Annotated in this window: 31 protein-coding genes and 1 tRNA gene; 22 read left to right on the plus strand and 10 right to left on the minus strand. The window is 68.9% G+C overall.

Annotated features, from left to right (window positions below; all coding sequences use genetic code 11):
* Positions 1–54: 54 nt before the first annotated feature.
* The 5 genes from G3T37_RS08900 (at position 55) to G3T37_RS08920 (ending at position 2691) form a co-directional block, all read left to right on the plus strand.
* Positions 55–606, plus strand: coding sequence for a hypothetical protein (locus G3T37_RS08900; protein ID WP_163473221.1), 552 nt, complete (start codon positions 55–57; stop codon positions 604–606).
* Entirely contained in the window at positions 603–1223 is a 621-nt protein-coding gene (locus G3T37_RS08905; protein ID WP_163473223.1) for a hypothetical protein, read from the plus strand. Before G3T37_RS08900 ends, G3T37_RS08905 begins: the two co-directional genes overlap by 4 nt.
* A 244-nt stretch (positions 1224–1467) precedes the next feature.
* Positions 1468–1791 carry a hypothetical protein gene (locus tag G3T37_RS08910; RefSeq protein WP_163473225.1) on the plus strand — a complete coding sequence of 108 codons (324 nt, stop codon included), beginning with the start codon at positions 1468–1470 and terminating at the stop codon, positions 1789–1791.
* A gap of 55 nt (positions 1792–1846) precedes the next feature.
* Entirely contained in the window at positions 1847–2437 is a 591-nt protein-coding gene (locus G3T37_RS08915; RefSeq protein ID WP_163473226.1) for a type IV toxin-antitoxin system AbiEi family antitoxin domain-containing protein, read from the plus strand.
* 44 nt (positions 2438–2481) lie between these two features.
* Positions 2482–2691: a nucleotidyl transferase AbiEii/AbiGii toxin family protein gene (locus tag G3T37_RS08920; RefSeq protein WP_206673805.1), complete on the plus strand. Its 210-nt coding sequence runs from the start codon at positions 2482–2484 to the stop codon at positions 2689–2691.
* Here the strand turns inward: G3T37_RS08920 and G3T37_RS08925 are convergent.
* Positions 2676–2954: a hypothetical protein gene (locus tag G3T37_RS08925; protein ID WP_163473228.1), complete on the minus strand. Its 279-nt coding sequence runs from the start codon at positions 2952–2954 to the stop codon at positions 2676–2678. The genes G3T37_RS08920 and G3T37_RS08925 overlap by 16 nt on opposite strands.
* 143 nt (positions 2955–3097) lie before the next feature.
* Here G3T37_RS08925 and G3T37_RS08930 point away from each other — a divergent pair, with 143 nt between their 5' ends.
* The 5 genes from G3T37_RS08930 (at position 3098) to G3T37_RS08950 (ending at position 7566) form a co-directional block, all read left to right on the plus strand.
* On the plus strand, positions 3098–3472 hold the full coding sequence (locus G3T37_RS08930; RefSeq protein ID WP_163473230.1) for a hypothetical protein: 375 nt from the start codon (positions 3098–3100) through the stop codon (positions 3470–3472).
* A 174-nt stretch (positions 3473–3646) separates the two neighbouring features.
* Positions 3647–4417: a GntR family transcriptional regulator gene (locus tag G3T37_RS08935; protein ID WP_163473231.1), complete on the plus strand. Its 771-nt coding sequence runs from the start codon at positions 3647–3649 to the stop codon at positions 4415–4417.
* A complete protein-coding gene (locus G3T37_RS08940) occupies positions 4414–5913 on the plus strand; it encodes an MmgE/PrpD family protein (RefSeq protein WP_163473233.1) in 1500 nt (499 codons plus the stop codon). The genes G3T37_RS08935 and G3T37_RS08940 overlap by 4 nt, the downstream gene beginning before the upstream one ends.
* The gene (gene prpB / locus G3T37_RS08945) at positions 5913–6806 is read left to right on the plus strand and encodes a methylisocitrate lyase (protein ID WP_163473234.1); all 894 of its coding nucleotides are present in this window, start codon (positions 5913–5915) and stop codon (positions 6804–6806) included. The genes G3T37_RS08940 and prpB overlap by 1 nt, the downstream gene beginning before the upstream one ends.
* A gap of 34 nt (positions 6807–6840) precedes the next feature.
* Positions 6841–7566: a MerR family transcriptional regulator gene (locus G3T37_RS08950; RefSeq protein WP_241732284.1), complete on the plus strand. Its 726-nt coding sequence runs from the start codon at positions 6841–6843 to the stop codon at positions 7564–7566.
* On the opposite strand, the gene G3T37_RS08955 is transcribed toward G3T37_RS08950, so the two are convergent.
* Positions 7563–8198, minus strand: coding sequence for an MBL fold metallo-hydrolase (locus G3T37_RS08955; RefSeq protein WP_163473235.1), 636 nt, complete (start codon positions 8196–8198; stop codon positions 7563–7565). The genes G3T37_RS08950 and G3T37_RS08955 overlap by 4 nt on opposite strands.
* A 65-nt stretch (positions 8199–8263) precedes the next feature.
* Here G3T37_RS08955 and G3T37_RS08960 point away from each other — a divergent pair, with 65 nt between their 5' ends.
* From G3T37_RS08960 to G3T37_RS08980, 4 genes are all read left to right on the plus strand, one after another.
* Entirely contained in the window at positions 8264–9181 is a 918-nt protein-coding gene (locus G3T37_RS08960) for a diacylglycerol kinase family protein (RefSeq protein WP_163473236.1), read from the plus strand.
* A gap of 111 nt (positions 9182–9292) precedes the next feature.
* Positions 9293–10744: an MFS transporter gene (locus G3T37_RS08965; RefSeq protein WP_163473238.1), complete on the plus strand. Its 1452-nt coding sequence runs from the start codon at positions 9293–9295 to the stop codon at positions 10742–10744.
* 84 nt (positions 10745–10828) lie between these two features.
* Positions 10829–10904 (plus strand) — tRNA-Glu (locus G3T37_RS08970).
* 230 nt (positions 10905–11134) lie between these two features.
* Complete coding sequence (locus G3T37_RS08980; RefSeq protein ID WP_163473721.1) at positions 11135–11422, plus strand: HigA family addiction module antitoxin; 288 nt, start codon at positions 11135–11137, stop codon at positions 11420–11422.
* Positions 11423–11439: 17 nt separating this feature from the next.
* On the opposite strand, the gene G3T37_RS08985 is transcribed toward G3T37_RS08980, so the two are convergent.
* Both G3T37_RS08985 and G3T37_RS08990 read right to left on the minus strand, forming a co-directional pair.
* Positions 11440–11721, minus strand: a complete 282-nt coding sequence (locus G3T37_RS08985) for a hypothetical protein (protein WP_163473240.1) — start codon at positions 11719–11721, stop codon at positions 11440–11442.
* 31 nt (positions 11722–11752) lie between these two features.
* Complete coding sequence (locus tag G3T37_RS08990) at positions 11753–12049, minus strand: HigA family addiction module antitoxin (RefSeq protein WP_163473241.1); 297 nt, start codon at positions 12047–12049, stop codon at positions 11753–11755.
* A gap of 172 nt (positions 12050–12221) precedes the next feature.
* On the opposite strand from G3T37_RS08990, the gene G3T37_RS08995 reads away from it, so the two are divergent.
* Positions 12222–12449, plus strand: a complete 228-nt coding sequence (locus G3T37_RS08995; RefSeq protein ID WP_163473242.1) for a hypothetical protein — start codon at positions 12222–12224, stop codon at positions 12447–12449.
* A gap of 476 nt (positions 12450–12925) precedes the next feature.
* Here G3T37_RS08995 and G3T37_RS09000 read toward each other — a convergent pair whose 3' ends face one another.
* Positions 12926–13516 (minus strand): DUF6036 family nucleotidyltransferase, encoded by a 591-nt coding sequence (locus G3T37_RS09000; RefSeq protein ID WP_163473244.1) that lies wholly within the window; start codon positions 13514–13516, stop codon positions 12926–12928.
* Positions 13503–14081: a helix-turn-helix domain-containing protein gene (locus tag G3T37_RS09005; RefSeq protein WP_163473246.1), complete on the minus strand. Its 579-nt coding sequence runs from the start codon at positions 14079–14081 to the stop codon at positions 13503–13505. The genes G3T37_RS09000 and G3T37_RS09005 overlap by 14 nt, the downstream gene beginning before the upstream one ends.
* A gap of 270 nt (positions 14082–14351) precedes the next feature.
* Here G3T37_RS09005 and G3T37_RS09010 point away from each other — a divergent pair, with 270 nt between their 5' ends.
* Complete coding sequence (locus G3T37_RS09010; RefSeq protein ID WP_163473247.1) at positions 14352–15482, plus strand: acyl-CoA dehydrogenase family protein; 1131 nt, start codon at positions 14352–14354, stop codon at positions 15480–15482.
* A gap of 64 nt (positions 15483–15546) precedes the next feature.
* Here the strand turns inward: G3T37_RS09010 and G3T37_RS09015 are convergent, their stop codons facing one another.
* Positions 15547–16311 (minus strand): TatD family hydrolase, encoded by a 765-nt coding sequence (locus G3T37_RS09015; RefSeq protein WP_163473248.1) that lies wholly within the window; start codon positions 16309–16311, stop codon positions 15547–15549.
* Positions 16308–17042 carry a creatininase family protein gene (locus G3T37_RS09020; protein ID WP_163473250.1) on the minus strand — a complete coding sequence of 245 codons (735 nt, stop codon included), beginning with the start codon at positions 17040–17042 and terminating at the stop codon, positions 16308–16310. The genes G3T37_RS09015 and G3T37_RS09020 overlap by 4 nt, the downstream gene beginning before the upstream one ends.
* A 377-nt stretch (positions 17043–17419) precedes the next feature.
* On the opposite strand from G3T37_RS09020, the gene G3T37_RS09025 reads away from it, so the two are divergent.
* From G3T37_RS09025 to G3T37_RS09045, 5 genes are all read left to right on the plus strand, one after another.
* Positions 17420–18433: a BMP family ABC transporter substrate-binding protein gene (locus G3T37_RS09025; protein WP_163473252.1), complete on the plus strand. Its 1014-nt coding sequence runs from the start codon at positions 17420–17422 to the stop codon at positions 18431–18433.
* 38 nt (positions 18434–18471) lie between these two features.
* A complete protein-coding gene (locus G3T37_RS09030; protein ID WP_163473254.1) occupies positions 18472–20004 on the plus strand; it encodes an ABC transporter ATP-binding protein in 1533 nt (510 codons plus the stop codon).
* Positions 20001–21134, plus strand: a complete 1134-nt coding sequence (locus G3T37_RS09035) for an ABC transporter permease (RefSeq protein WP_163473255.1) — start codon at positions 20001–20003, stop codon at positions 21132–21134. Before G3T37_RS09030 ends, G3T37_RS09035 begins: the two co-directional genes overlap by 4 nt.
* Positions 21131–22078: an ABC transporter permease gene (locus G3T37_RS09040; protein WP_163473256.1), complete on the plus strand. Its 948-nt coding sequence runs from the start codon at positions 21131–21133 to the stop codon at positions 22076–22078. Before G3T37_RS09035 ends, G3T37_RS09040 begins: the two co-directional genes overlap by 4 nt.
* A 174-nt stretch (positions 22079–22252) precedes the next feature.
* Positions 22253–22756 (plus strand): hypothetical protein, encoded by a 504-nt coding sequence (locus G3T37_RS09045; RefSeq protein WP_163473258.1) that lies wholly within the window; start codon positions 22253–22255, stop codon positions 22754–22756.
* A 199-nt stretch (positions 22757–22955) separates the two neighbouring features.
* Here G3T37_RS09045 and add read toward each other — a convergent pair whose 3' ends face one another.
* Together add and G3T37_RS09055 are read right to left on the minus strand one after the other, a co-directional pair.
* Positions 22956–24041 (minus strand): adenosine deaminase, encoded by a 1086-nt coding sequence (add, locus tag G3T37_RS09050; RefSeq protein WP_163473260.1) that lies wholly within the window; start codon positions 24039–24041, stop codon positions 22956–22958.
* Between the two features lie 64 nt (positions 24042–24105).
* Positions 24106–24567 carry a PCC domain-containing protein gene (locus tag G3T37_RS09055; RefSeq protein WP_163473262.1) on the minus strand — a complete coding sequence of 154 codons (462 nt, stop codon included), beginning with the start codon at positions 24565–24567 and terminating at the stop codon, positions 24106–24108.
* Positions 24568–24705: 138 nt separating this feature from the next.
* On the opposite strand from G3T37_RS09055, the gene G3T37_RS09060 reads away from it, so the two are divergent.
* Complete coding sequence (locus G3T37_RS09060) at positions 24706–25497, plus strand: GntR family transcriptional regulator (RefSeq protein ID WP_163473264.1); 792 nt, start codon at positions 24706–24708, stop codon at positions 25495–25497.
* Positions 25498–25703: the final 206 nt, after the last annotated feature.

Here is a 25703-nt window from a genome sequence, read left to right on the forward strand (position 1 = left end):
GGACCTCACCTGCTGGACACCGGCCCCGTGCTTTGTCTCGGTGGATTAGAGGTGATGGCCGAGTTGTATGACGTCCACCTCGCCGGTGAAGGCGCAGTTTTCGCCGTGGTTGCCGACGAAGTTCGTGGTTGGTCGTCTGCCCACGTGGCCCCGGGCGATCCTCACCGGATCAGCGGTGTGAAGCGTGCTGGCTCAGGTGCGGTGGCCAGGTATGGCAAGACGTTGCTTTCCACCGCAATCCCGACGCCCGTGCCCGAGCCGGCGACGATCTCGGCGATTCGACAGGATCTCGAAGATCATGTGGCTAGAAAGCGTCCCGGGCGGACACTGCGCGCGAATGGACATGCTGGGGAGACGGACTCCGTCCACGAGACCGCGGTGCGCTCGCTTCGATTCGTATCGAACGACGACGGCGCGCGCCACGTCGCAGGTGCTCGTTCCGTCGCGCACGAGTCCTTCGCCGATATTGCGCGGCGGCTGGTGAGCTGCCAACAGGATGTCAAACCGAAGCAAGTTCTTAGGGAGCTGCAGCGGCTCGTGCGGGAGGGTGTCGACATCGGAGACGTAGTGAACTCGGTCTTGGACCTGAGATGGGCGTCGCAATGACCGCACCGCAGCGTGCTCAGATTGGTGACCACTACCTCGACTCCGGCCCGCTCTTTTGCCTCGGTGGGTCGCAAGTTCTCGCCGATCTATTCGACGTGCACTTCCTGCCGCGGTCGAAGGTCGTCGGTGCCGTCGTCGCGGAGGTTGCACACAACGCGAACCTGGTCTTGCCCCCGGTGGGTCCACATCGAAAGCGTGGGGTGAAGCAGGCAGCGCGCGCAGTGCAAGGACGCTACAAGCAGCTGATCACGGCGGCCGAGGTAGTCCCGACTCCCGAGCCCGCTCTCTTGGGGACGATGAAGACGGAGCTGCAAACTCGAGCTCTGGCCACCCTCCCGCCGGGCACCAGCCCGCATCCATTGAAAAACGACGGTGAGGCGGAGTCGGTCTTCTGGGCGAAGAGCACTACGGCCGAGGTGATCGCGAACGATGCCGATGCCCACTTCCTGGCTGCCAAGCACGGCGTGACGAGTAGCACTTTCGTCGAAGTGGCGCGGCACCTGGTCAAGGTCCAGAAGGCGGTAAAGCGCAAAGCGATCTACCGAGAGCTTGCGGCGCTGAGCAGTCGCGACATCTTCCCCGGCGAGCATCTCTACAGCGAGCTCGATCTGGTCTGAGGCTCGGTGTGGGATTGCATCCCACTCGTGGGTCACCGTGCTTCCGAGGGATCTGGTTCCAGACGGAGGGGTAATAGCGCACTGATCGTGGTGCCATATTGACGATGACGAGAAGTCATGGCGGGCTACCGGCAGGATCTGTGGAGGTTGCCCCCGCAACGGCGTCGTGATCGTCCGACCTCGTTCACCGAGCCGACGATTGCCGTGGCGCTTGCTGGGAAGGGCTTTCCTGCACCGTGAGTCCGTGCTCGATCTGCTCGGGCTCGGACAGATCAATCCACCGAAGGTGCGCGTGGGCACACGTCGCCGTGTGCGGCGCACGCGGCCGGAGTGGATGGAGCTGGAGAACCGGACCGAGGTGCCCGATGAGGATCTCATTCGCTACGAGGGCGTTCCGGCGACGACCGTTCGGCGAGTGCTGGAGGACCCGCGGTATCGGACGCCGCCCGATCGATGTCAGGCCCTCGTCGTTCAAGCGCTGCGACGAGAGCTGACCGGAGAGGAGGACATCGACACGCGAAGGGGTCTCCATCCGGAGGCTGTTGACCGGAACGAGAGGAACGCGTGACCAGGTTTGGATAAAAACCACACATAGTTGAGTTGCCTGTTCACGGATTGTATCCATGAAGGAGCTGGACGAATCGCTCCCGTCGACGATCACGACTGAGACCTCACGGGCGCACGGTGTGCATCCGCGAGACCTGTATTCCTGGCGAGATGGCGGGGAGATCATCGAACTCTCGCGCGGAGCCTTCCGTCGAGCAGACGCGCCCCCGGCGTCCTACCCCGACATGGTCGCCGTGGCGCACCGCTCTCCTCGCGCCATTGTGTGCTGTATTTCGGCGGCAGTGATTCACGAACTGACGGACGAGATGCCGGCGTCGGTGCAGATCGCAGTTCCCACGCGGTCGCATACGCCGGTAATCACCTACCCTCCGGTGATGGTGTTCCGCTTCGACGAAGCCTCTTTCGAACTTGGGCTGACTTCGTTCGAGGCGGGGCCGGCCGAGTCAGCCCGCATCTACGACGCGGCGAGGACGGTGGTGGATCTCATGAGATTTCGGAAACGCTTTGGCGAGCCGATCGCCTACGCCGCCCTGCATCGCTACCTGGCAGCACCAGGCCCAAGACCCGCCCTGCTGCTGGAGTACGCCGAGGCGCTGGGGACGTTCGGGCCGATGAGCGCTGCGCTCGATGTGGCGAGTGCCCGATGAGCCGGCCCACGCGAGATAGCGCCGCAGGGCGCGCATACCTCGACTTGCAGAACGAGGCTCGCAGCCAGAAGCGCGGCACACAGGAACTACTCACGATGTACATCGTCGAGCGGTGGCTGTCGCGTATGTCGCGCTCACCGTACGCCGAGGACTTCATCCTGAAGGGCGGGATGCTGCTGGCCTCCTGCGGCACCCGGCGTCCCACGATCGACGCCGACGCCCTCGCGCACATCAACGCTCACCCGAACTCGTGAACGACGGGCACGCTCAGGTGGCTCGAGATCACGACGACGAGGTAGAGCGCGAGCATCGTTGCGCCGATGGCGAACAGGGTGCCGATCGTCCATCGGTGGCGCCGAAGTGGGGATACGGCGATCATGCCTGCGAGAAGGAGCCCGCCACCGGGCACGGCACCTCCCGCCAGAATGGTCGCCAGGATGAGAATGCCGAAGGCGAGGAGCAGACTCCCGTCGCGCGGGGGCTGCACTGACCGGACCGGGTCGATGGGCGATGTCATGCGCATAGTATGTATCGTCATCAAACGCATCGGGCAGTTTCCACAGACAGCATGACGCGCGGCTCATCGATGTCGCTCCCGCACCCGGGTCGGCATGAACTCGCCCGATGGACCCCCGCGCCTCCCTCCGCGATGATGGTCCCGTGACCATCGGCAGCAAACTCCAGATCAAGTCCCCAGCGACCGTCTCCGTACTGGGCGCACCCGAGGGCATCGACCTCGAACTGCCCGACGGATGCACGCGCAGCGACGATCCCGCCTCCGCCAGCGACTCCTCCGTCGTGATCGCGTTCGTGCGCACCGCCTCCGGGATCGACACCGTGGCGGCCCCCGTCATCGTCGCGGCCCGGGATGACCGGCTTGCCTGGATCGCCTACCCGAAGGCCGGTCAGCTCAGCACCGACCTCAACCGCGACAGTCTCGCCCAGCTGGTACGGGATCGGGGCGGCCAGCCCGTGCGCCAGGTGGCGATCGACGACACCTGGTCGGCGCTGCGATTCAGGCCGCAATCTCGCTGATTTCCGCGGCTAGCGGCCCTGTGTATACATAAACCCGCACGACACCCGCGGTGCGGCGTAGGATTCGAGCTTGTGCATGCACAATCGCTGACGTCGCCGGGCTCGGCCCCAGCTTTGCCCTCGGTCCCCACCTCGCACACGCCCCCGAGGCGCAGCTCGGCTCCCGCCTCGTCAATGGCCCCGACGCCCGGCGCGGCACCGCGCGCGAGCGACCTCGCTTACGCGCGGCTGCGGGCCGACATCCTCGACTGGGCGCTTGCGCCGGGGGCGGTGCTCGCCGAGGTCGAGCTCTCCACCCGGCTCGGCATCTCGCGCACCCCGGTGCGGGAGGCCCTCGCCCGGCTGGTCGCCGACGGGCTCGCCGAACCGCTCGGCGGTCGCGGCCTCGTCGTCGCGCCCGTGTCGGTCGAAAACGTGGTCGAGATCTTCGAGCTGCGCGAGGCGCTTGAGCGTCAGGCCGCCGCGCTCGCCGCCGAGCGCCATGACCCGCGGGTGTTCGAGGCCCTCCGCGACGAGTTCGTGGCCGCGGGCGAGTCCGTGGCCGCGGGCGAGTCCGTCATCGGCCCGGTGCACGACTACTACGACCTCGTCGGCCGATTCGACGACGCGATCGACGCCGCCGTGCAGAACCCCTACCTCGTCGCCGCGCTCGACGGGGTGCGTACCCACGTCGCGCGCATCCGTCGCCTCTCGCGCGACAACCCGGCCCGCCTCATCGACGCCGCCCGCGAGCACCGCCAGATCGTCGACGCCATCATCGAGGGGGATGCCCGGCTCGCCGAAGCCGCCACCCGCGTGCACCTCCACAACAGCCTGCGCACCGTTCTCGACACGATCGACCACGGCGCAGCATCCGCGCCGAAGCGGCTCTCCGCTCGCGCGTCCGACCCGGCCCGCACTCCCGCCCCCACCCGCGCCCCGCGCGCAGAACGGACCCTTCGATGAAACTCCATGACGTCACCGTTCACCCCAGCGACGACGCCCTCGCCCGCGAGGATCAGCTCGCCTGGAAGATCGCGGAGGTCGCGTCGGAGCGCATCGACGCGACGGACGCGGTCGCCGACATGGTGATCAACCGCATCATCGACAACGCCGCGGTCGCGACCGCGTCGCTGGGGCGGGCACCCGTCATCGCGGCGCGGGCGCAGGCGACCGATCATCCCTACGCGCCGGGGGGGACCGTCTTCGGGGTCGACGGGCGCTTCGGGCCGGAGTGGGCGGCCTGGGCGAACGGCGTCGCGGTGCGCGAGCTCGACTACCACGACACCTTTCTGGCGGCCGAGTACTCGCACCCGGGCGACAACATCCCGCCGATCCTCGCGGTCGCTCAGCACGCGGGTCGCACGGGCGAGGAGCTGCTGCGCGGCATCGTGACCGGCTACGAGATCCAGATCGACCTCGTGAAGGCGATCAGCCTGCACGCGCACAAGATCGACCACGTCGCCCACCTCGGCCCCTCGGCCGCGGCCGGCATCGGCACCCTCCTCGGGCTCGACACGGCGACCATCTTCCAGGCGATCGGGCAGGCCCTGCACGTGACGACGGCGACGCGCCAGTCGCGCAAGGGCGAGATCTCCACGTGGAAGGCCTACGCGCCGGCGTTCGCGGGAAAGATGGCGGTGGAGGCGGTCGACCGGGCGATGCGCGGCCAGACCAGTCCGACCCCCATCTACGAGGGGGAGGACGGCGTCATCGCCTGGCTGCTGGACGGGCCGACGGCGCACTACCGCGTGCCGCTGCCGGAGCGCGGGGAGCCGCGGACGGCCATCCTCGACAGCTTCACGAAGGAGCACTCGGCCGAGTACCAGGCGCAGGCCTGGATCGATCTGGCGCGAAAACTCGGGAGGGAGCATCCGGAACTCCGCGACCCCGACGCCATCGTGCGCGCGGTGCTGCACACGAGCCACCACACGCACCACGTGATCGGTTCCGGGGCGAACGACCCGCAGAAGTACGACCCGGGCGCGAGCCGCGAGACCCTCGACCACTCGATTCCCTACATCTTCACGGTCGCCCTGCAGGACGGCGAGTGGCACCACGAGCGCTCCTACGCGCCCGAGCGGGCGGCCCGCCCCGACACCGTGGCGCTGTGGCGAACGGTCAGCACCGAGGAGGATCCCGAGTGGACCCGCCGCTACCACTCGCTCGATCCGGCCGAGAAGGCGTTCGGCGGTCGCGTCGAGATCGAGCTGCGCGACGGCCGCCGAGTCGTCGACGAGATCGCGGTCGCGGATGCCCACCCGCTCGGTGCCCGCCCGTTTGCACGGGCTCAGTACGTGCACAAGTTCCGCACCCTCGCCGACGGTGTGCTCGCCGCCGCCGAGGTGGAGCGCTTCCTCGACCTCGCCCAGCGACTGCCCGAGCTCGACGCCGCCGAACTGGCGGGGCTCACCGTGACCGCAGACCTCTCCGACGTCACCGCCCCGAAGGGACTCTTCTGATGCTGTATTCCAACGTCTCCGCCGCCGACAAGCGTGCGGCCTTCCGCGCCGAGCTCGCCAGCGGGCGACTGCTGCGGTTTCCGGGCGCCTTCAACCCGCTGAGCGCGAAGCTCATCGAAGAGAAGGGCTTCGAGGGCGTCTACATCTCGGGCGCGGTGCTCTCCGCCGAGCTCGGGCTGCCCGACATCGGCCTCACCACACTCACCGAGGTCGCCGCGCGCTCCCAGCAGATCGCCCGGATGACCAGCCTCCCCGCCCTCGTCGACGCCGACACGGGCTTCGGCGAGCCCATGAACGTCGCGCGAACCGTGCAGACCCTCGAAGACGCGGGGGTGGCCGGTCTGCACATCGAGGACCAGGTGAACCCGAAGCGGTGCGGGCACCTCGACGGCAAGTCGGTGGTCGACGCGGATACCGCGGTGAAGCGCATCCGGGCCGCCGCCGATGCCCGCCGCGACCCCAATCTGCTCATCATGGCGCGCACCGACATCCGGGCGATCGACGGGCTCGCCGCCGCGATCGACCGCGCCAAGCGGCTCGTCGACGCCGGTGCCGACGCGATCTTCCCGGAGGCCATGCGCGACCTCGCCGAGTTCGAGGCGGTTCGCGCCGCGGTCGACGTGCCCGTGCTCGCCAACATGACCGAGTTCGGCAAGAGCGAGCTGTTCAGCACGAGCCAGCTCGCCGACGTCGGCATCAACATCGTCATTTACCCGGTGTCCCTGCTGCGTCTCGCGATGGGCGCGGCGGAGCGCGGCCTCGACGCCCTCGTCGCGGAGGGCTCGCTGAACAGCCAGGTGCCCGCGATGCAGACGCGGGCGCGACTCTACGAGCTGCTCGACTACGAGGCCTACAACGCCTTCGACACGAGCGTGTACACCTTCACCCTCTGAGGCGGGCGGGCGACGGATAGTTAGGCTGTCCGTCATGCGGATGTCGGAGCTCAGCGGGCGCAGCGGCGTCGCCATCCCCACCATCAAGTTCTATGTGCGGGAGGGACTGCTCGCCCACGGGGTGCTCACGAGCCCCAATCAGGCGCAGTACGACGACTCCCACGTGGAACGGTTGCGGTTGATCCGGGCGCTCGTGGAGGTCGGCGGTCTCAGCGTCGCCTCGGTGCGCGAGGTGCTCGCCGCGATGGATCGCTCGGGCCCCGAGGAGGTGCTGTCGGCGACGCATCGCGCGATGGCCGAGCGAGCGGCGGTGCCCGCGGGCAGTGCGGCGGCGCTCCGCGGCAGTGCGGCGGCGCCTGCGGGCACTGCCCCGGCGCCCAAGGGCGGTGCGACGGCCGCCGAACCGAGCGCCGGCGAGAGCGAGCTGCGGGCATTCCTCGAGGGGGGCGGCTACACGATCCGCGCCGACAACCCTGGCATCGCGCAGGCGGGTCGCGTGCTCGACGCCTACCTCGCGCTCGGCCATGACGAACTGGTCGAGTTGCTGCCCGAGTACCTCATCGCGGCGATCGCGGTCGCGCAGGCCGATCGCGCCGTGCTGGACTTCGTCGACGGCCGCCAGGCGCGGGTCGCGGCCGGCATGCTGGGAACGGTGCTCGGCGACGCGCTGTTCGCGGGCCTTCGACAGCTCGCGCAGGAGCACGTCGCCGAGCAGCATCGACGGGATTCCCGGCGCACGCCGGGCGAGGGCCGGGCTTAGAGCTCCAGTTCTCCACCGACGGCGAGCGGGAAGAATTCTCCACCGTTCTGCTCCGTCGCGCCCTTGATCCGGTCGTACGCCATACCGTTTCCGATGTCGGAGTTGACCCGCTCGTGCACCGGGAACGTGCGCTTCGCCTTCGCGGCGAGCACGTAGTCGATCACCTCGCCGATCTTCAGCCAGGGTGCGCTCGCGGGCACGGCCAGCAGCTCGACGCCCTCGGGCGGCAGCGTGAAGGAGTCGCCGGGGTGGAAGACGGTGTCGTTGATGAGCACGCCGACGTTGTCGACGACAGGAATGGAGGAGTGGATGACCGCGTGCTTCGAGCCGATGAAACGCAGCGAGAACGGCCCCGCGGTCGCGGTGGAGCCATCGTCGACGACCGTCACGTCGAAGCCGGTGGCGGCAGCGGCCACACCGGCGGGGGCGAAGATGGGGATGCCCGGGTTCTCCGCGAGGATCGCGGTCAGCTGGTCGGGGGTCCAGTGATCCGCGTGCTCGTGGGTGACCACGATGCCGACGACGTCCTTCTGGCCGGTGAGGGGAGTCGTGAAGGCCCCCGGGTCGACGATGAGGCGAGCGCCGTCGAGATCGACGGCAAAACAGGCGTGTTCGTACTTGGTGATTCGCATGATCCGAGCGTACGCCTCCCGCGATGCGTGCCTCCGGGGAGCGGCCCAGCCCCCATAATCAGCACATGACGACGACGCCGAAGCGACTGGCCGTGGCGATCAACCCCTCCGCGCGGTTCGGTGCGAGCCGGGGCGTCGGTCCGCTGGTCGTCGAACGCCTCGGTGCGGCGGGCCACGAGGTGACCGCCCTCCTCGAGGCCGACTTCGCCACCCTGCAGGCGAGGGCGAGCGAGGTGGTCGCGGGCCGTCCGGACGCGCTCATCCTGGTCGGCGGCGACGGGATGATCAACCTCGGCACCAACCTCGTGGCCGGTACGGGCGTGCCCCTCGGCATCATCCCCAGCGGCACCGGCAACGACATGGCCCGCAGCCTCGGAATTCCGATCGAGAACGCCGAGGCCGCGATCGCCGCCCTGCTGGCGGCGCTCGAGCTGCCGCCGCGCGTCATCGACGCGGTGCGGGTGCGCGACGACGCGGGGAACACCCGCTGGTACGGCTGCATGCTCTCCGCCGGGTTCGACTCGCTCGTCAACGAGCGCGCCAACCGCATGCGCAGGCCCCGCGGCAAGAGCCGCTACACGATCGCGATGCTGCTCGAACTCGCGACCCTCGAGCCCCTCTCCTATCGCATCACGCTCGACGGCGAGGTGCTCGAGACCCGCGGGCTGCTGGTCTCCGTCGGCAACGGCGTGTCGCTCGGTGGTGGCATGAAGGTGACCCCGGACGCGCTGCTCGATGACGGCCTCGTCGATGTGCTCGTCGTGGGGGCGATGACGCGGCGGAGGTTCCTGAGCATCTACCCGCGGGTGTTCGCGGGCACCCACGTGCGCGAACCCGAGGTGAGCATCCACCGTGCTCGCACCGTGCGCCTGGAGGCGGAGGGTGTCGTCGCCTACACCGACGGCGAGCGGTTCTCGCCCCTGCCGGTCGACATCGTGGTGGAGCCCGGCGCACTCGCGGTCTACGCGCCACCGAGGGCGTAGCGGGCGGCCGTATCGTCTCGTCCCGTGCTCGTCAAGGGCAGGCGAGACTTCCTCGACGGGCGTAACGTCTCCCGATGGCCGGCCGATGCCGGCGGCGCGAGGAGGATGCCCATGTCGAGTTCGGTCGAAACGCACAGGAGCACCGGCGCCACCCGCAGCCTCGTCCCCGCCCGGATGGACCGTCTGCCCTGGACCAGGTTCCACTGGTCAGTGGTGATCGGGCTCGGGGTCTCCTGGATCCTCGACGGCCTGGAGATCCAGATCGTCGCCAACGCGGGCTTCGCGAGCGAGTTCCACATGAACGCGGCGCAGGTCGGCTGGCTCGGCACCACCTACCTCGTGGGGCAGGTCGTCGGCTCGCTCGTCTTCGGTCGCCTCGCCGACCGGCTGGGGCGCAAGAAGCTGTTCATCCTCACGCTGCTCATCTACCTGCTCGGCAGCGGGATCGCGGGGCTCGCCCCCGCCGTCTGGTTCCTGTTCGTCTTCCGGTTCGTGGCCGGCCTCGGCATCGGCGGCGAGTACGCGGCCATCAATTCCGCAATCGACGAGCTGATCCCCTCCAAGTACCGCGGGCACGTCGACATCGCGATCAACGGCACCTACTGGGGTGGCGCTGCCCTCGGTGCCGCAGCGAACGTGTTGCTGCTGAACACCTCCAACTTCGACGTGAACATCGGCTGGCGCATCGGCTTCTTCATCGGCCCGGTACTGGGCCTCGCGATCATCTTCCTGCGCCGCAGCATCCCCGAGAGCCCGCGCTGGCTCATGACGCACGGCCGCGAGCAGGAGGCCGAGCAGACCGTCGACGAGATCGAGCGTCGCGTCACCGCCGACGGGCACACCCTCGACGAGGTTCCGGATGACCGTGCCATCGAGGTGACGGCGACCGACCGCATCCCCTTCGCGACGATCATGCACGTGCTGTTCCGCACCTACCCGCGCCGCACGCTGGTGGGCGCGACCATGATGATCACCCAGTCGTTCCTCTACAACGCGATCTTCTTCACCTACGCTCTCGTGCTCGAGAACTTCTACTCGGTGCCGGTCGCGACGACCGCGCTGTATTTCTTCCCCTTCGCGATCGGCAACCTCGCGGGCCCGCTCGTGCTGGGGCGTCTCTTCGACTCGTGGGGGCGTCGCAAGATGATCTTCCTCACCTACGGTCTCGCGGGGGCGGTGCTCGCGGTCTCCGCCGCGATGTTCAGTGCCGGCGTTCTCACCGCGACGACGCAGACGATCTTCTGGTGCGTCGCGTTCTTCTTCGCCTCGGCGGGGGCGTCGAGCGCGTACCTGACGGTGAGCGAGATCTTCCCGCTCGAGGTGCGCAGCCAGGCGATCTCCTACTTCTTCTCGATCGCGCAGATCTTCGGCGCCTCCGCCCCGTTCACCTATGGCCTGCTCATCGGCGATGGGCACTCCCGCGGACCGCTGACGGCCGGGTACTACCTGGGCGCCGGCATCATGATCGTCGGCGGGGTCGTCGCGCTTATCTTCGGCGTCAACGCGGAACGCCAATCGCTGGAGTCGGTCACCGAACCCCTCTCGGTTGTGAAGCGCGACTGAGGGATGACCGGCCGCGGGCCGCACCGCCCCGCCCGTTTTGCCGAGCGGCCCCGCGGTGTGGCATACTCGTAAAGTTGTCGTGACGGCCCCATCGTATAGTGGCCTAGTACGCCGCCCTCTCACGGCGGTAACACCGGTTCGAATCCGGTTGGGGTCACCAACTCGAAGTCCGGAACCGCAGTCTCTGCGGGGCCGGACTTTTTTGTTTCTGGCCATTCGTGCGGGCGCGCCGCTTCGGGAGGGTGGGGTACGGTGTCCGCTGAAAAGCGGGTTGGCCGGGCGCTGGTCGTTTTCCGTCAACGGCAACTGGAGAGTGACGTTTGAGTTCCGTGACGGTAGCTCCTACGTCCTGGACTACGAGGACTATCACTGATGGACGAGCTCAAACCGATGCACAATCCGCCCCACCCGGGGGAGTTCATCTCCGAGGTTTACCTTGAGCCGTTCGGGGTGAGTGGGCGTGACCTAGCGAAGCGGCTCGCAGTGTCTCCGTCGACTCTGAGCCGGGTGCTCACCGGCGCGAGCCACGTGACGCCGGAGATGGCACTTCGCCTTTCGAAGGCGCTCGGCCGGAGCGCCGAGAGTTGGCTCGCGATGCAGGACAGCCACGACCTCGCGGTCGCGCGGCAGAGCCTCGACCTAGCGAACGTCAGCGTGCTGGAGCTCGCCTCCGCCTGACTCCAGCGCGTGCCCCATCAGAGCACGAGCCGAAAATCGAAGAGGTGGCCCGCCTGCTGCTGCAGCTCGTGCAGCAGCTCCGCCCCCTCCTGATCGAATTGCAGTCGACGCAGCTCACTCCCGAACATCCCCGTCTCCATATCGACGTGGTCGTTGAAGAACGTGGCCCACGCGAATAGACGGGTGGAGAGTTCGGGGGTGAGAATCCGGTCCCAGTCGGGCCGCGGATCCGGCAGCATGATGTCGTTCAGCGGCCAGTCCTGGAGGTAGTCCACCGATAGGCGGTATTCGGGTTTCACTGTTCCTCCCAACTCAGGGCGCCCCGCATGGCTACGCGGATATCAGCGGCGTGATCCTGTCGAACTCGGCCCGGTGCTGCTCGAAGGCGAGGTCAAGATCGTAGCGACTCTGTAGGTTCATCCAGAAGCGATCCGAGGTTCCCAATGCGCGGGCGAGCCGCAGCGCGGTGTCCGGGGTAATGGCGCGGCGCCCGTGCACGATCTCATTGATGCGCCGCGGTGGCACCGAGATCGTTTGTGCGAGTCGGTACTGGGTGATGCCCATCGGATTGAGGAACTCCTCCAGGAGGATCTCTCCGGGGTGAATCGGCTGGTGTGCGGTACTCATAATCTCTCGCTCTCGTGGTGGTCGACGATTGCGGCGGCAGCTGGCGCCGGCCGGCTTGTGGGCCTCTGCAGCGCTGACTAGGCTGACCCTCCTGCCGCGACCGCGGCGGTATACCTTAGGCCGGACGCCGCTCGCCGGTTGGGCGCGCAACGCGCGAGTCGAGGGGATTGAGATGCATCGTGAAATGGAGTCGGCGACTCCGCACATCAGCGCTCTGGAACTCCGCGTCGACTTTCTTGACGACGAAGAAGATGAACCCTCGCTGTCGATGCTGATCGATGGTCGCTCGGTGTTCGAAGCGGCCGGTTCGGCCCGATTCCAAGGATTCGACCCCGCAAGCATGCTGTGGGATACCGACGCATTGAGCGTGACGGAGACGGCCCGCCGCGTCGCGGTGTAACGATGTTCCTGCGGCGAACCAGGATGCGGGGCGGTTGCTCCGCTCGTCGCAGTGGAGGGCGAGCTCGTTCGATGGTCGGACTTTCGGCGCTACACCGGTGTGTTCACCAAACCGACGCTCGCCCCGCGGGATGAGTCCGCCTTCCTCGGCACGGACCACGGGGTGCCGCTCCCGTTCGCTGACCTGCTTTTCGATCGGGCCGAATACGAGGCGACGGTCGAGCGCGCCCGCCGAAGAGGCAGCCGACATCCTCCGGCAGTTGCGGTCGGTGCCGATCTCTCGGTGGCCAGAGGTCTTCCGGGCGAGTCCGCGCCGGTGAGGTCAGCGCCCGACGCTCGGGGCGGGCGCCGTGCAGGCGACGAGCGACGCGCCCACCGCAGCAATGAGCAACCCAAGGGGACGTGCTCGCGTTCGCGCCATGGCTACAGTGTGGCGCGTCGGGCGGATACGCGCCGAATGCTGCGAGTGCGTTCAGTTCATGTGCCGCCGAGATCGAGGCGAGGGGGAGCCGTCGGTTTCGGCGGCAGCCCGATCTCAAAGATTCTCGAGAGAAGCCGGATCGCCTTGTCGGGCAGCGGCTCGCCCGGATAGAAGGATTCGAACAGCTCTTCGGCCGTGTCGAGGGATCTGATGTCGGTCAGCGCGAGCAGCTTCGTGATGTCCGGAGTGTCGCGTCCGGGCCGGCAGGCAAGGAGCTTCATCGCCAGGAGCGCGTCAATCGGTGCGACTTCAATGGAGACGTCGCCGTCGTCGAAAATGGTTTCCCAATCGATGCGCCGTCCCCAACTGGGCAAAAACATCGCAGCATTGTTGTTGAGCCAGTCTGCAGGCCAACCTCGGCTTGTCGCGATCCGATCAATAATCGGCTGAAGCTGGTCGATCGGCGCAATCTGAGCGTCGATATCCAAGGTGGTGTCTCGGTCGAAGTACGCAAGCCTCAGCGCGGCGCCCCCGACAATACGTATCGTGACACCGGTGAGACGCTCGGTGTGCGCTGATCGAATCAGCTCTCGTAATCCGTCGAGGAGGTCCCCGCGGTCAAGACGCGGCGTCTCAGATGCTGGCAAGGGTGGACCGTTCGATCAGTACATTGCGGCGCAGGAACTCCGGCGGCACATCATCGAGGTTGGGCGCCACGTCGTAGCTGCTGAGTTGTGGAGATTGGGCGTGGGACAACACGCGCGACGCTTCCTGAGTCCATTCGGGCTTAGGCAACCGCGACTTTGCGAACCAGTAGTCGACGAGCGCGGCGAGCGCGGCATCCCAGGCTGCCGAACCGGTCGGACGCGGTTCGGCGATCGCCAGCGCGAATCGACTCGTACCGGAGTGACGGGCGAGGTTGTCGGAGTAGTCCAGGAAGGCCCGCAGGGCGGAGTCGGCCGACCCGGATTGCAGGGCGGATGCGATGCGGTCACCCGTCTCGGACGAGTCCGCACCGACTCCCGGAACGGAGACCAAGCGGTGACCGGTCTGACGGAGAAGGCGCTCGAGCGTGTCCACGGTGGGTACACGTCTGCCTCGTTCGATGCTCGAGACCTCGGGCTGACTGGTGTGGGCTCGGGCTGCGAGTTCGCCCTGACTAATTCCGCTCGCGAGGCGAGATGCGCGCAGCAGCTGGGATGCGGTCACCATTCCTCCTATATCTAAGTAGGTATAGCAATCGTACAACAACGTCGACGCAAGAGGTGATCGCGAGTCAGACCTACGCGTACTTGTGAACAAGTGACGCGCGCGGCGGACCGCGCCCCCGAAATACCCCTGTAAACGCTCGTAACTTTGCGGCCGCTTCGGCGTCGTCGGGTACTGTTGTGAACAAGCGCCAGATCTCCGCCATCTGGACCCTGCAGTTCCTTGCTCGTTCTCGCAGCTCGCGCATCCCCCGTGCGCCGTCGAAAGGCCACCATGCTCCCTCGCACTTCCCCCGTCGAGATTCCCGAACACGAGCAGCACTGGGTGCAGACGGTGCGCGACCTCGCCCACTTCTTCGCCAAGACCGTCGCCGAGGATGACCGTTCCGCCCGCCTCCCCGTCGACCACCTCACCGCCCTCTCCTCCAGCGGCCTCGACGTCGCGTTCCTCCCGGCGGAGCACGGCGGCGAGTCGCTCTCCTACGCCACGCTCGGCGCCGTGGTGCGCACGATCGCGGCCGCGCACCCCGCGCTCGCGGCGGTCTGGCTCATGCACATCGGCGCGGCCCACGCCCTCGTCTCGACCTCCCCACCCGAGGCCGCGGAGTTCTTCGCGGCCGAGCTTCGTGCGGGGCGACGCTTCGCGAACGCGCTCTCCGAGCCGGCCGGCGGCAACTACTTCCTCTCCTCGCAGCAGGACGTTCCGGCGGTCGAGGGAGGCTGGTCATTCACGGGGCGCAAGATGTTCGTCTCGGGCGCGGAGGCGGCCGACCACCTCATGGCGAATGTGCGGGTGGACGGGCATCCGGCGTTCTTCGGGGTGTCGGTGGATGACACCGTCACCTTCCCGCCCATCGACCTGACGAGCGGCATGCGCGCCACCCGCAGCCGCAGCATCGCCTTCGACGGCACCCTGCTGCGCGCCGACCGCCTGTGCGCGCCGCCCGCGGCCGACTACGCGAACCTGATCTCGGTGGGCTTCTCGTTCATCTCGGTCGGGATCGCCGAGTCCGCGCTCGCCGCCCTCGCCGACTATGCGACCGCTCGTCCCGCCGGGCCCGGCCTCGACGGCACCCTCGCCGACGCGAGCTGGGTGCGCATGGAAGTGGGGATAACCTCCGCCGAGGTGCGCGCCGCCTGCCTCGTCGCCGAGCGCACCGCCTGGCTCGCCGACCGGCGCGATCCGGCCGCGATGCCCTCGGCCACGGAGGCGAAGATGTACGCGAACGAGGTCGCCAAGCGCGCGGCCGCGACCGCCGTCAAGGTGGGGGGCGGCAGCGGATACCTCGAGAAGTCGCCCATCCAACGCATCTTCCGCGACGCTCAGGCGGGCGCCGTCATGGCCTACTCCGTGCCGTTCAGCCAGGAGATCGTCGGCGGCTGGGCGCTCGAACGGGCGGTCTGAGCGGCGGGGCCGGTCGACTCAGCCAAGTCGCGAGGTCGGCGGGCCGGGCGGCCGGGCAGCCCGCTCACCCGCGCGGCGGGGCCGCGGCGTCGACGCGCTCGGCGTTCGCGACGAGTTGCCGGCGCAGGGCATCCACCTCGTCGCCGCGGATCACCGCCAGCAGTCGCGCTATCTCGATCACGTCGGCGGGGTGGGTGCCCGCACCGCTCGGCATGGTCGTCGTCGGGCCGTCGGTCTCGGTGATGAGGAGGTCGCGCGGCAACCACCGCAGCAGCTCCTCGTGCGCGGCGCTCTGCACCATGAAGGCGTTCACCGAGAACAGGTAGCCCGCGTCGGCGAGCGGTCGCGCCTGAGCCACGGTGCCGTCATACCAGTGGAACACGGCCGCCGCGGGGGCGGCCGCGAGCACGAGTTCGGCACTCAGGTCTTCGGCCTCCCGGCTGTGCACCGAGAGAATGCGGTCACCGACGCCGGCGGCGAGAATCGTCTCGAACACGTGTCGCTGGGCGGCGAGCCCGGGTCCGTCGCCGCGCGCGAAGAAGCCGTCGAGGCCGATCTCCGAGATCCAGCGCGCCCGCGGGAACTCCTCCGCGAACACGGCGAGCTCCTGCTCGATGTCGGGGGAGTCCGCATGGAGCGGGTGCACGCCGAGCCCGAGCTCGAGGCCGTGCGTCGGCGGCAGCGTCGCCGCCAGTCGTCGGTACTCGGAGGCCAGCGTCGTGGAGGCGAACACCCGCACGCCCGCCCGCGTGCTGTGCTCGAGTTCCGCGGCGGGGTCGTCGTAGGCGCCCAGGTGCACGTGCGTGTCGACGCCGAGCCACTCGGTCACGCGGTCGTCCCCGCGACGAACCGCTCGATGATCGGGATGCTCGCCGCCACCACGGCGTCATAGAGCAGGTGCCCCTTCTCGGGCGTCGCCGGCGTCGGGTCGCCGAACACGCCGCTCACCGACACCTCGTGCAGGCGCAGCGGCCGCAGCCCGAAGTCCACCGGGAACACGGGGTACTCGGGCGCGAATCGCTCGGGATGAACGGTCTCCGGTGCCGCCGCCCACACCATCGAGGTCTCGATCTCCTCCGCGTGGTTCATCCCGCCGGTCGCCTGCACGCTCTCGCGCACCTCGGCGATCGCCGCGTCCATGCCGGGGTAGTCGAGCTGGAGGGTGGCGATCCCCTCGCCCTCGAGCGCCCGCACCGCCGCACCGAGGGGCAGCCGGTTGCCGAAGTCCCCGTTGAGGATCACGAACTGCCGGATCCCGAAGGAGTGCACCGCGCGACCGATGTCGACCGCGATGGCGGTCACCGTCGCGGGGGAGAGGCCCACGGTGCCCGGGTAGCCGCTCGTCGCCCAGGTGTCGCCATAGGAGATCGCGGGCAGCAGGAGGGCGTCGAAGTGCTCGGCGAGCAGCCGGGCGGTGTGCACCGCGACGATGGTGTCCGTGCCGAGCGGCAGCTGCGGCCCGTGCTCCTCAAGCGCGCCGAAGGGGAGGATCGCGATCGTCGTGCCTCCGGCGATCCGGTCTCGCACCTCGGTCCAGGGGGTCGTGTACGCATCGATCATGGGCCGACACTACCGGGAGCCGAGCGGTTCGGACGCCGCGACCGGGGCCGCGGTCATCCGCCTGTGTCGCTTTGTGACGGACATGTTTCCAAGTCGTGAAGTTCGCATTTATTCTGGCAGGGGACACCGTGCACCTGAGGGCCTGCGGGCCGGATGATCGGCGAGTCAATGCGCCTTTGACCAGCAATTTCTGCACGACGGGCCGTGTGACGAAATGCGCCGTAACGTTGCGCGCGGCTCGGAGCGGGTGCGTAGAATCCAACTTGTCAACAAGTTAGCCCCGCTGTGCGGCTCCGCTCGTTGCCACCCTGCATCTGCACCGACTCCCTATCCCGCACTCGGAAGGTCCCCGCACCATGAAACTGAGAAAAGTAGCCGTGGCAGCCGCCACCATCGCCGTGCTCGCCGTCCTGACGGCGTGCTCCTCCGCGACCCCCTCCGCCTCGAGCACCAGCAGCTCGGGCGCGGTCGCCAAGCCGAAGGTCGCCGTCATCCTGGGCGGTCTGCAGAACGACGGCGGCTTCAACGAGTACGTCGCCGACGCCGCCAAGACACTGGTGAAGGAGGGCAAGATCTCGCTCTCCATCCGCGAGTCCGTCACCACGGCCACCGACTCCGAGCCGATCATGCGCCAGTACGCCGCCGAGGGCTACAACCTCATCATCGGCTGGGGCATCGGCTTCTCCGACTCCGTCTTCAAGGTCGCGAAGGAAGACCCGAACACGGACTTCGTCGCGACCGGTGGCGAGGACATCCTCAAGCAGGCGACCAAGAACGTCGAGACCTGGACCTTCTCCAGCGAGCAGGACGGCTACCTCATCGGCTGGATCGCAGGCAAGACGGGTGTCGACACGGTCGGTGTCGTCGACGGCGAGCTCGCCGCGTTCAACGAGACCACCTACAAGTACGTCGACTACGGACTCAAGGCCTCGAACCCGAGCGTCAAGGTGCTCAAGCCGATCTTCACCGGCAGCTGGACCGACTCCTCGCTGGCCAACCAGGCCGCCAAGGCGCAGATCGCGGCCGGCGCGAAGCTCATCATCACGGGAGCCGAGGGCTACACGCCCGGCGTGCTCTCCGCGGCCAAGCAGGCCGGGATCGCGACCCTCGGTGCCTCGAAGACCTCCTCCTCCGACGCGGCGGCGGTCAACATCGGGCTCGTTTCCCTCGACTTCACTCCGGCACTGCGCAGCATCGTCGGAAACGTGGCCTCGGGCGACTTCGCGAACAAGTCCTACATCGCCACGATCGACAACGGCGGTCTCGTCTTCAACGACCTCAACCCCGTTGCGGCAGCTCCCGGTGTGACCTCCGATCTGGGCGCCCAGATCACGGCGCTCGGCAAGTCGATCGTCGACGGCACCACCAAGATCCCGGCGACCCTGCCGTAATCGATCGCACCACCGTCCACCAGAGCACAGGGAGAGCGATGAGCACCGCACGCGGAACAGAACTCTCCCTCCTGGGCGTCTCCAAGAACTACGGAGGCGCCCAGGCGCTCGTGGGCGTCGACCTTCGACTCGAACCCGGAACCGTCCACGCCCTGGTCGGCGAGAACGGCGCCGGCAAGTCGACGGCCCTCAAGATCTTCGCCGGCCTGGAGCAGCCCAGCGCCGGTCGCATCGAACTGGCGGGTGAACCCGTCGTCTTCGGCAACCGCACGGCCGCCATCCGCGCGGGCGTCGGGCTCGTTCCGCAGCAGCTCAGCCTCATCGGCGAGATGTCGCTCGTCGAGAACCTCATCCTCACCCGCCCCACCCAGCTCGCGCATCGCCGTGCCGCAGCCAGCGCGCTGCGCGCGGTCGCCGACGAGGCCGGCCTCACCCTCAATCTCAGCGCTCCCGTGCGCACGCTCGGCCTCGCGGAGCGGCAGCTCGGCGAGCTGGCCATCGCCCTCGCCCAGGGCGCGCGGGTGCTCCTGCTCGACGAGCCGACCTCCGCGATAGGGCCGCACGAGTCCGGACTGCTCTTCGAGAAGGTGACCGCGCTCGCCTCGACGGGCGTGACCGTGCTCCTCATCACCCACCGGCTCGACGAGGTCCGCAGCGTCGCCGACCACGTGACGGTTCTCTCGCACGGGCGTGTCACCCTCGATGCCGAGGTCGCCGACGTCACGGATGATGACCTCGTGTTCGCCATGGTCGGCGAAATCCCCGCCCCCGAGACCCACACCCTCTACGAGGGCGGTGACGACCGGCTGGTCCTCGACGGGGTCACGGCCCAGGGGTCGGGCGTCGTGCCGTTGCGGGACGTGTCACTGACCGTGCGCGCGGGCGAGATCGTGGGCATCCTCGGTGTCGCCGGCAACGGCCAGGGCACGCTCGCCGACACGGCCGTGGGCATCATCGAGCCCCTGGCCGGTTCCGTGAGCGTGGGCGGCGCAGAGATCGGCGGGCGCCCCGAGGTGGCGCGGGAGCACGGTGTCTCCTACGTGCCGGAGGTGCGGGCGGAGTTCCTGCTCTCGGATTCGCCCGTCACCCGCTCGGCCGTGCTGCGCCGGCTCTCGGATCCCGCCTTCCGGCGGCGCGGGGCGCTTCAGTGGGGCGCCATCACCGAGTTCACCAAGGGGCTCATGGAGCGCCACGACGTGCGGCCGCGCAACCCCGCGATCAACGCGGGCGCCCTGTCGGGCGGCAACCAGCAGAAGCTGCTCGTCGGTCGCGAGCTCGACGGTGCCCCGGCGGTGGCGGTGCTGCACGGTCCCACGCAGGGCCTCGATCTGCACGCGGCCGCCGCGATCCGCTCCGATATCCGGCGCGCGGCGAACGCGGGGACCGCGGTGCTGCTCGTGTCGGCCGACGTCGACGAGGTGCGGGAGTTGGCCGACCGCATCCTGGTTCTCTCGAAGGGGCGCATCGTGGACGAGTTCACGGCCGCCGAGTTCGACCTGCAACGGCTCGGCCGCGCCATGGCGGGGCTCGTCGACCACACGGCGGACGCCCCCGCGGGAGGAGCACGATGACCCGTCTTCGCAGTTTTCTGAACCGACGCTCGACCGCGATCGGCGCGGCCTACGTCGTGCTCGGCTTCGTGATCGTGCTCATTCTCATCGCGGGAACGGGCGGCGACGTCGGTCTCGCGCTCTCCGGCTGGTTCGAGGGCGCCTTCGGCAACGGCTTCAACCTGGTTCAGACCCTCGCCTACGCCACACCGCTCACCCTCGTCGCCGTCGGTGTCGGCGTCGCCCTGCGCGCCAACGTGGTCACGGTGGGCGCCGAGGGCCAGATGGTCGTCGGGGCGATCTTCTCGACGGTGGCGGCCTTCGCGGTGGGTCCGCACGTGCCGCTCCTCGTGGGTCTCGTCATCGGTGCCCTCGCCGGTGCCCTCGGCGGGGCGCTCTGGTCGCTCCTTCCCGCACTCGCCCGCGTGCGCTGGGGTGTGAACGAGATCCTGTTCACCCTGTTGGCCAACTACATCGCGAGCTACCTGCTCACCTTCCTCCTGCGAACCGCACTGCGCGACCCGGGAAAGGTGGTCGCGTCGCAGAGCAAGCTTCTGCCCGACTCCTTCGATATCCCCCTGCTCCCGGTGCAGGGGCAGCTTCACTGGGGCACCGCGCTCGTGCTCGTGCTCGTCGTCGCTGCCGTCATCTGGAACCGCAGCCGGGGAGCCTTCCTGATCGAGGTCTACGGGCAGCGCCCCATCCTCGCCGCGCGTCTCGGTCTCACCCCGACCCGCGCCGTCGTCTCGACGATGCTCGTCTCGGGCGTGACCGCGGGACTCGCCGGATGGATGCAGCTCGCGGGCGTGGCCGGCCGGCTCGGCCCGGGGGTGAGCGCGGGGATCGGCTTCGCCGGGCTCGCCGTCGCGGTGCTCGGGCGGGGCAACCCCATCGGCATCCTTATCGCCGCGATCCTGTACTCCTCCCTGACGACCGGTGCGAACGGGGTGCAGGTCGCCACGGGCACGACGCCCGCGTCGATCGGAACCGTCACCCAGGGCGTGTTGCTGCTCGCTGCCGGGCTCGCGCTGGCGAGCGGGAGGTTCCGGCAGACGCTGCTCAGCCGACGTTCCAGGGCGGCATCGGGCGACGATGAGGATCCGCGACCGGCCGCCGCCGCGGTCACGAGAGAAGTGGAGGCCACCCCATGACCGGACTCACCTTCTGGGCCGTCGTCATCGCCGGCGCGTTCTCCCTGTGCGCACCGATCGTGCTCGCCGGGCTCGGCGAGATCTTCCTGGAGCGAGCGGGCGGATTCAACGTCGGCATCGAGGGCATGATGCTCATGGGCGCCGTCTTCGGTGTCATCGGTTCGCTGCGCGGCGGCTTCTGGGCGGGAGCTCTGGAGGGCATCCTCGCCGGTGCCGTCTTCGGGCTGCTGCTCGGTCTCGCCACGGCGTTCGGCAAGGCCGACATGATCATCGTGGGGGTCGCGATCGGGCTGTTGGGGGCGGGCCTCAGCACCTATCTCTTCCAGGCGCTCAACCCGGCGGGTCAGACCAACGAGACCGCGCCCACGCAGCCGATCCTGCACCTCGACGCGCTGACGTCGATCCCGCTCATCGGCCCGGGGCTCGCGAACGCCGGCATGTTCTTCTACCTCTCGGTGTTCCTGTCGATCGTGGCCTGGTGGGTCATGAAGCACACGCGGTTCGGACTGCGCCTGCGCGCCGTCGGTGACGACGAGGTGGTCGCGACCACCCGCGGCATCCCGGTGCGCGCCTATCGGCTCATCGCGGCGATCATCGCCGGGGGTCTCGCGGGGCTCGGCGGCGCGGCCGTCGCGCTGTCGAGCATCGGCTCCTTCACGCCCGGCATGACGGGCGGCACGGGGTTCATCGCGCTCGCGGTCGTCATCATCGCCGGGCGCAGTCCGCTCGGCCTGCTCGGCGGTGCGCTGCTGTTCGCCCTGTTCAACAGCCTCGCCCTCCTGGCGCAGACGAAGGACTTCGGGCTGCCGGTCGAGATCTTCGAGGCGCTGCCGTACCTCGTCACCGTCGCGATCCTCTGTGTGGTTTCGCGTTACCTGCTCGCGCGCTCGAAGCAGCTGGGGCGCCGCCGTTCCGCGCCGCCCGCATCCTCCGGCATCGGCTGACCGACCGCGCGGCCGCCAGAGGCGGGGTCGGGCGGCGACGCCCGCGCGCGGCGTCAGGCGTCGGCTATTCTCGTCGAGGATTTCTTCGCGTTGCGGGGTATGCGGGGCGGTTCATCGGACCTCTGAGGACGGGAGCAGACTCTGCAACGCTTCGGCGACGGATCACGTGTTTACGTGGATGAAAGCAAGACAAAGGGGTATTTTCTTGCCGCCACCGCGGCAGGGCAGAACGACGTGGCGCGGTTGGAGAAGCACCTCCGCTCGCTTCTGCGCCCCGGCCAGCGGCGGATTCACTTCACTTCCGAGTCCGACTCGAGCAGACGAACGCTCCTCGCGGCCCTGGCGGGGCTCGAGCTGCACGTCGTCGTGTATTGCGTGAGGGGCGTGCCGGACAAGATTGCGCGAGCACGATGCCTGACCGCGCTCCTCGACGATCTCGTCGATTCGCGGGCTCAGCACGTCATCCTGGAGCGTGACGAATCAGTCGAAGCGAAGGATCGGGAGATCATCCTCGCGGCTCTCCGGCACCGCCGTGATCGGTCGGTGACCTACGGCCATGCTGCCGCCCACGAACACCCGCTCCTCTGGGTGAGCGATGTCGTTGCGTGGTGCTGTTACCGGGGCGGCGATTGGCTGCGTCGCGCACGCCCGATGATCGCCGATATCCAGCGACTCTGATGCCGTGAGTCCGTCCGCCTGCGGCTGACGACGGGGAAAAGAGCCCGGTCGCGTTAAAGTCGCGAGCCTGGCTCGTCGAACCGTCCGGATGACTGCCAGGCTTACTTCGAACAGCTAGTGCTGATCGCGTTGCTCAGTTTACACCGGCGACCGCGCGGCCGCCAGCGGCGGGGTCGGGCGGCGACGCCCGCTCGCGGCGTCAGGCGAGCGGTGCGAGCTCGGCGAGCAGGCTCGCCTTGAGCTCGGGCGTCGCGAAGCTCGCGGCGATCGAGGTGCGCGCGAGATCGATCATGTCGTTCTCGTCCCAGCCGTAGCTGTCGGCGCAGAGCGCCCACTCGCTCTCCAGCCGCGTGCCGATCGGCGCGGGGTCGTCGGTGTTGACGGTGACGATGACGCCGCGCTCCCGCAGCTCCGCGAGCGGGTGCCGCTCCATGTCGGGGTAGACCCCGAGGGTCAGGTTCGAGCGGGGGCAGACGTCGAGGGGGATTCCGTGCTCCGCGATGTAGTCGACGAGCCTCGGGTCCTCGATGGAGCGGACGCCGTGGTCGATGCGCTCCGCGTGGAGCAGCAGCAGGGCATCCCACACGCCCTCGGGGCCGCTGGACTCGCCCGCGTGGACGGTGCGGCGCAGGCCGGCATCCCGGGCCATCGTGAACGCCTCGGCGAACTTCTCACCGGTGCGCCCCGACTCGCGCTCGTTGCCGTCGACCGACAGGGCGATCACCCGCGCCGGGCGTGCCTCGACAAGCCACTCGACGACGCCCGTCGCCTCGGCGCGCGTCTGCGTCCGCAGCAGCGAGAGCGCCATCTGCACCTGGCAGAGCCCGTCCTGCTCCGCCTCGGCGAAGCCCTGCGCGAGCGCGTCGAACAGCGAGTCGATCGTGCCGGGCCAGCCCGACCAGTGGGTCGGGTTGATGATTACGTCGGTGTAGCGGATGCCCGAGGCGCTCTGCCGCGCGGCGAATCGGTAGGCGGTGCGCGCGGCCTGCGCGGCGGTGCGGATCAGCCCGCACTCCCAGTCGAGAAAGCGCAGGAAGCCGCTCAGGCCGGCGGCGCCGGCTCCCGCGCCCCCGGGGTGACCGGCCGACTCCGCGAAGTGGGTGTCGATGTCGAAGAGGGTCGCCGCCGGACCGGGCAGCGCGACCTTCGACTCCTTGGCGAGCTCGAGAAGGTCGGCGAGCTCGAAGGTGCCCTCGAGGTGAACGTGCACCTCGGCCTTGGGCAGCAACCGGATGGAGTTCTCGTCGACGCGTCGGGCAGAGGGTGCCAGGGGGGACGAGTGCATGCGGGCCTTTCGGGACGAGCGAGGGCGGACTTCAACTTGTTGACAAGTAGAGTCTACCCGGCGCTCAGCCCCGCGGAAACGTCAGCGTGGCGAGCCCGCGCGAGGCCTCGTTCACGCGCCGCGCGAGCTCTGGCGCGACGATCTCCTCCACCACGACCTCGACCGGGTACTGCACCTCGGCGGTGAGCAGGTGTCCCGTCGTGGCGGCCGCCGACCGCGCCTTCTCGCCCACCGAGACGTGCAGGTGGATGACCAGCTCGCCGTCGGTCGTCGCCACCGTCCCCGACCCGAACCCCTCGGCGTTCCGCACGGTGACGGCCTCGGGCAGCGGCGCATCCTCATCGTCGATGGCGTGATCGGTCCCCACCACGGTGACCCGCCGGAACGCGCCCGAGAACACCGGGATGAACCCCTGCGCGATCCCGTGGCGCGCGCACTCCGCGGCGAGCGCCGGGATCGCGTCGTCGCCGGGCTCCAGAACGACGAGGATGCTGCGACCGCGCGCGATCTCGGAACCGAATGCCACGGGGCCTCCCAGGGTGAACGGCCCCCGCCGAACGCACCGCGGTGGCCGTACTTGTGAACAAGCAACTGATAATCTCGGTCGAGCTTGCCACACCATCGCACCGCCCACGCGCCCTCCGAACAGCAAAGGTGAACCGATATGTCCGCCACCGACACCCACGCTGCCCGCACCCGGTCCGACGAGGACGTGATCCGCGGGGGAGTGCTGCGCTTCGTGCGCGAAGCCGCGCTCGAGTTCCAGGCGCTTCCCGGGGAGCTCGAGATCGCGAAGCGACTGGACTGCTCGCGGCAGCAGGTGCGGCACGCGCTCGCCGACCTCGAGCGACAGGGGGTGGTCATCCGTCGCCAGGGTGCCGCGACCGTCGTCGACCCGCTCGCCCTGCGCATGAGCGTGCGGCTGGAAGACCAGCTCGAGCACAGCGAGCTTCTCGAGCGAATGGGGTACCGGGCGGAGGTCGAGGTGATCGACTCCGGGTTCACGCCGCTCACGCGCGGCATCGCCTCCATCCTCACCCCGGATGCCGACGCCACCGCCTTCCGGGTCGTCAAGCGCTGGCGTGCCGACGGTACCGCCGCGATGGTCGCCGAGAACACGCTGACCTTCCCGGCCGGCGCGCGGCCGGAGCTCGACCCGGAGCAGTCGGTGTTCTCGCTCGCCGAGCAGGTGTGGGGCGAATCGATCGTCTGGGAGGTCGCGACCCCGGGAGTGACGACCATCGATGAGGCCGCGGCGACGCCCACCGGGCTCCCGCTCGGCTCCGCGGCGCTCACCCTCGAGATCATCGGGGTGACGGCGAGCGGGCGCCGGGTCTTCCACGCGGCGGAGACCCACAACCCGCAGATCGTGACCTATTCCTTCGTGCGCACGGTGAGCGCGCCCTGGGTGAACCCGCACGGGGCGGACAGCCAGATCGTGCGGCACGTTCGCTGACGCGGGCCGGGCGCAGCGGCGGGGCGACGCGAGCCTGACGCCCCGGTCCCGCCTGCGCCCTGCCGGGCGGCACGCGCCGTCGCCCAACTTGTTGACATGTTGGGCCACGGGCTAGAGTCGTCAGCACTTACTGCTCCGGCGCCGTGGGTCCACCGCCGCGGCCGACGCCCCGCCGGGATCCGCGACACCGGGCGAGCGGGCCGCGC

Source organism: Galbitalea soli (genome assembly GCF_010686725.1).
Classification (GTDB): Bacteria; Actinomycetota; Actinomycetes; order Actinomycetales; family Microbacteriaceae; genus Galbitalea; species Galbitalea soli.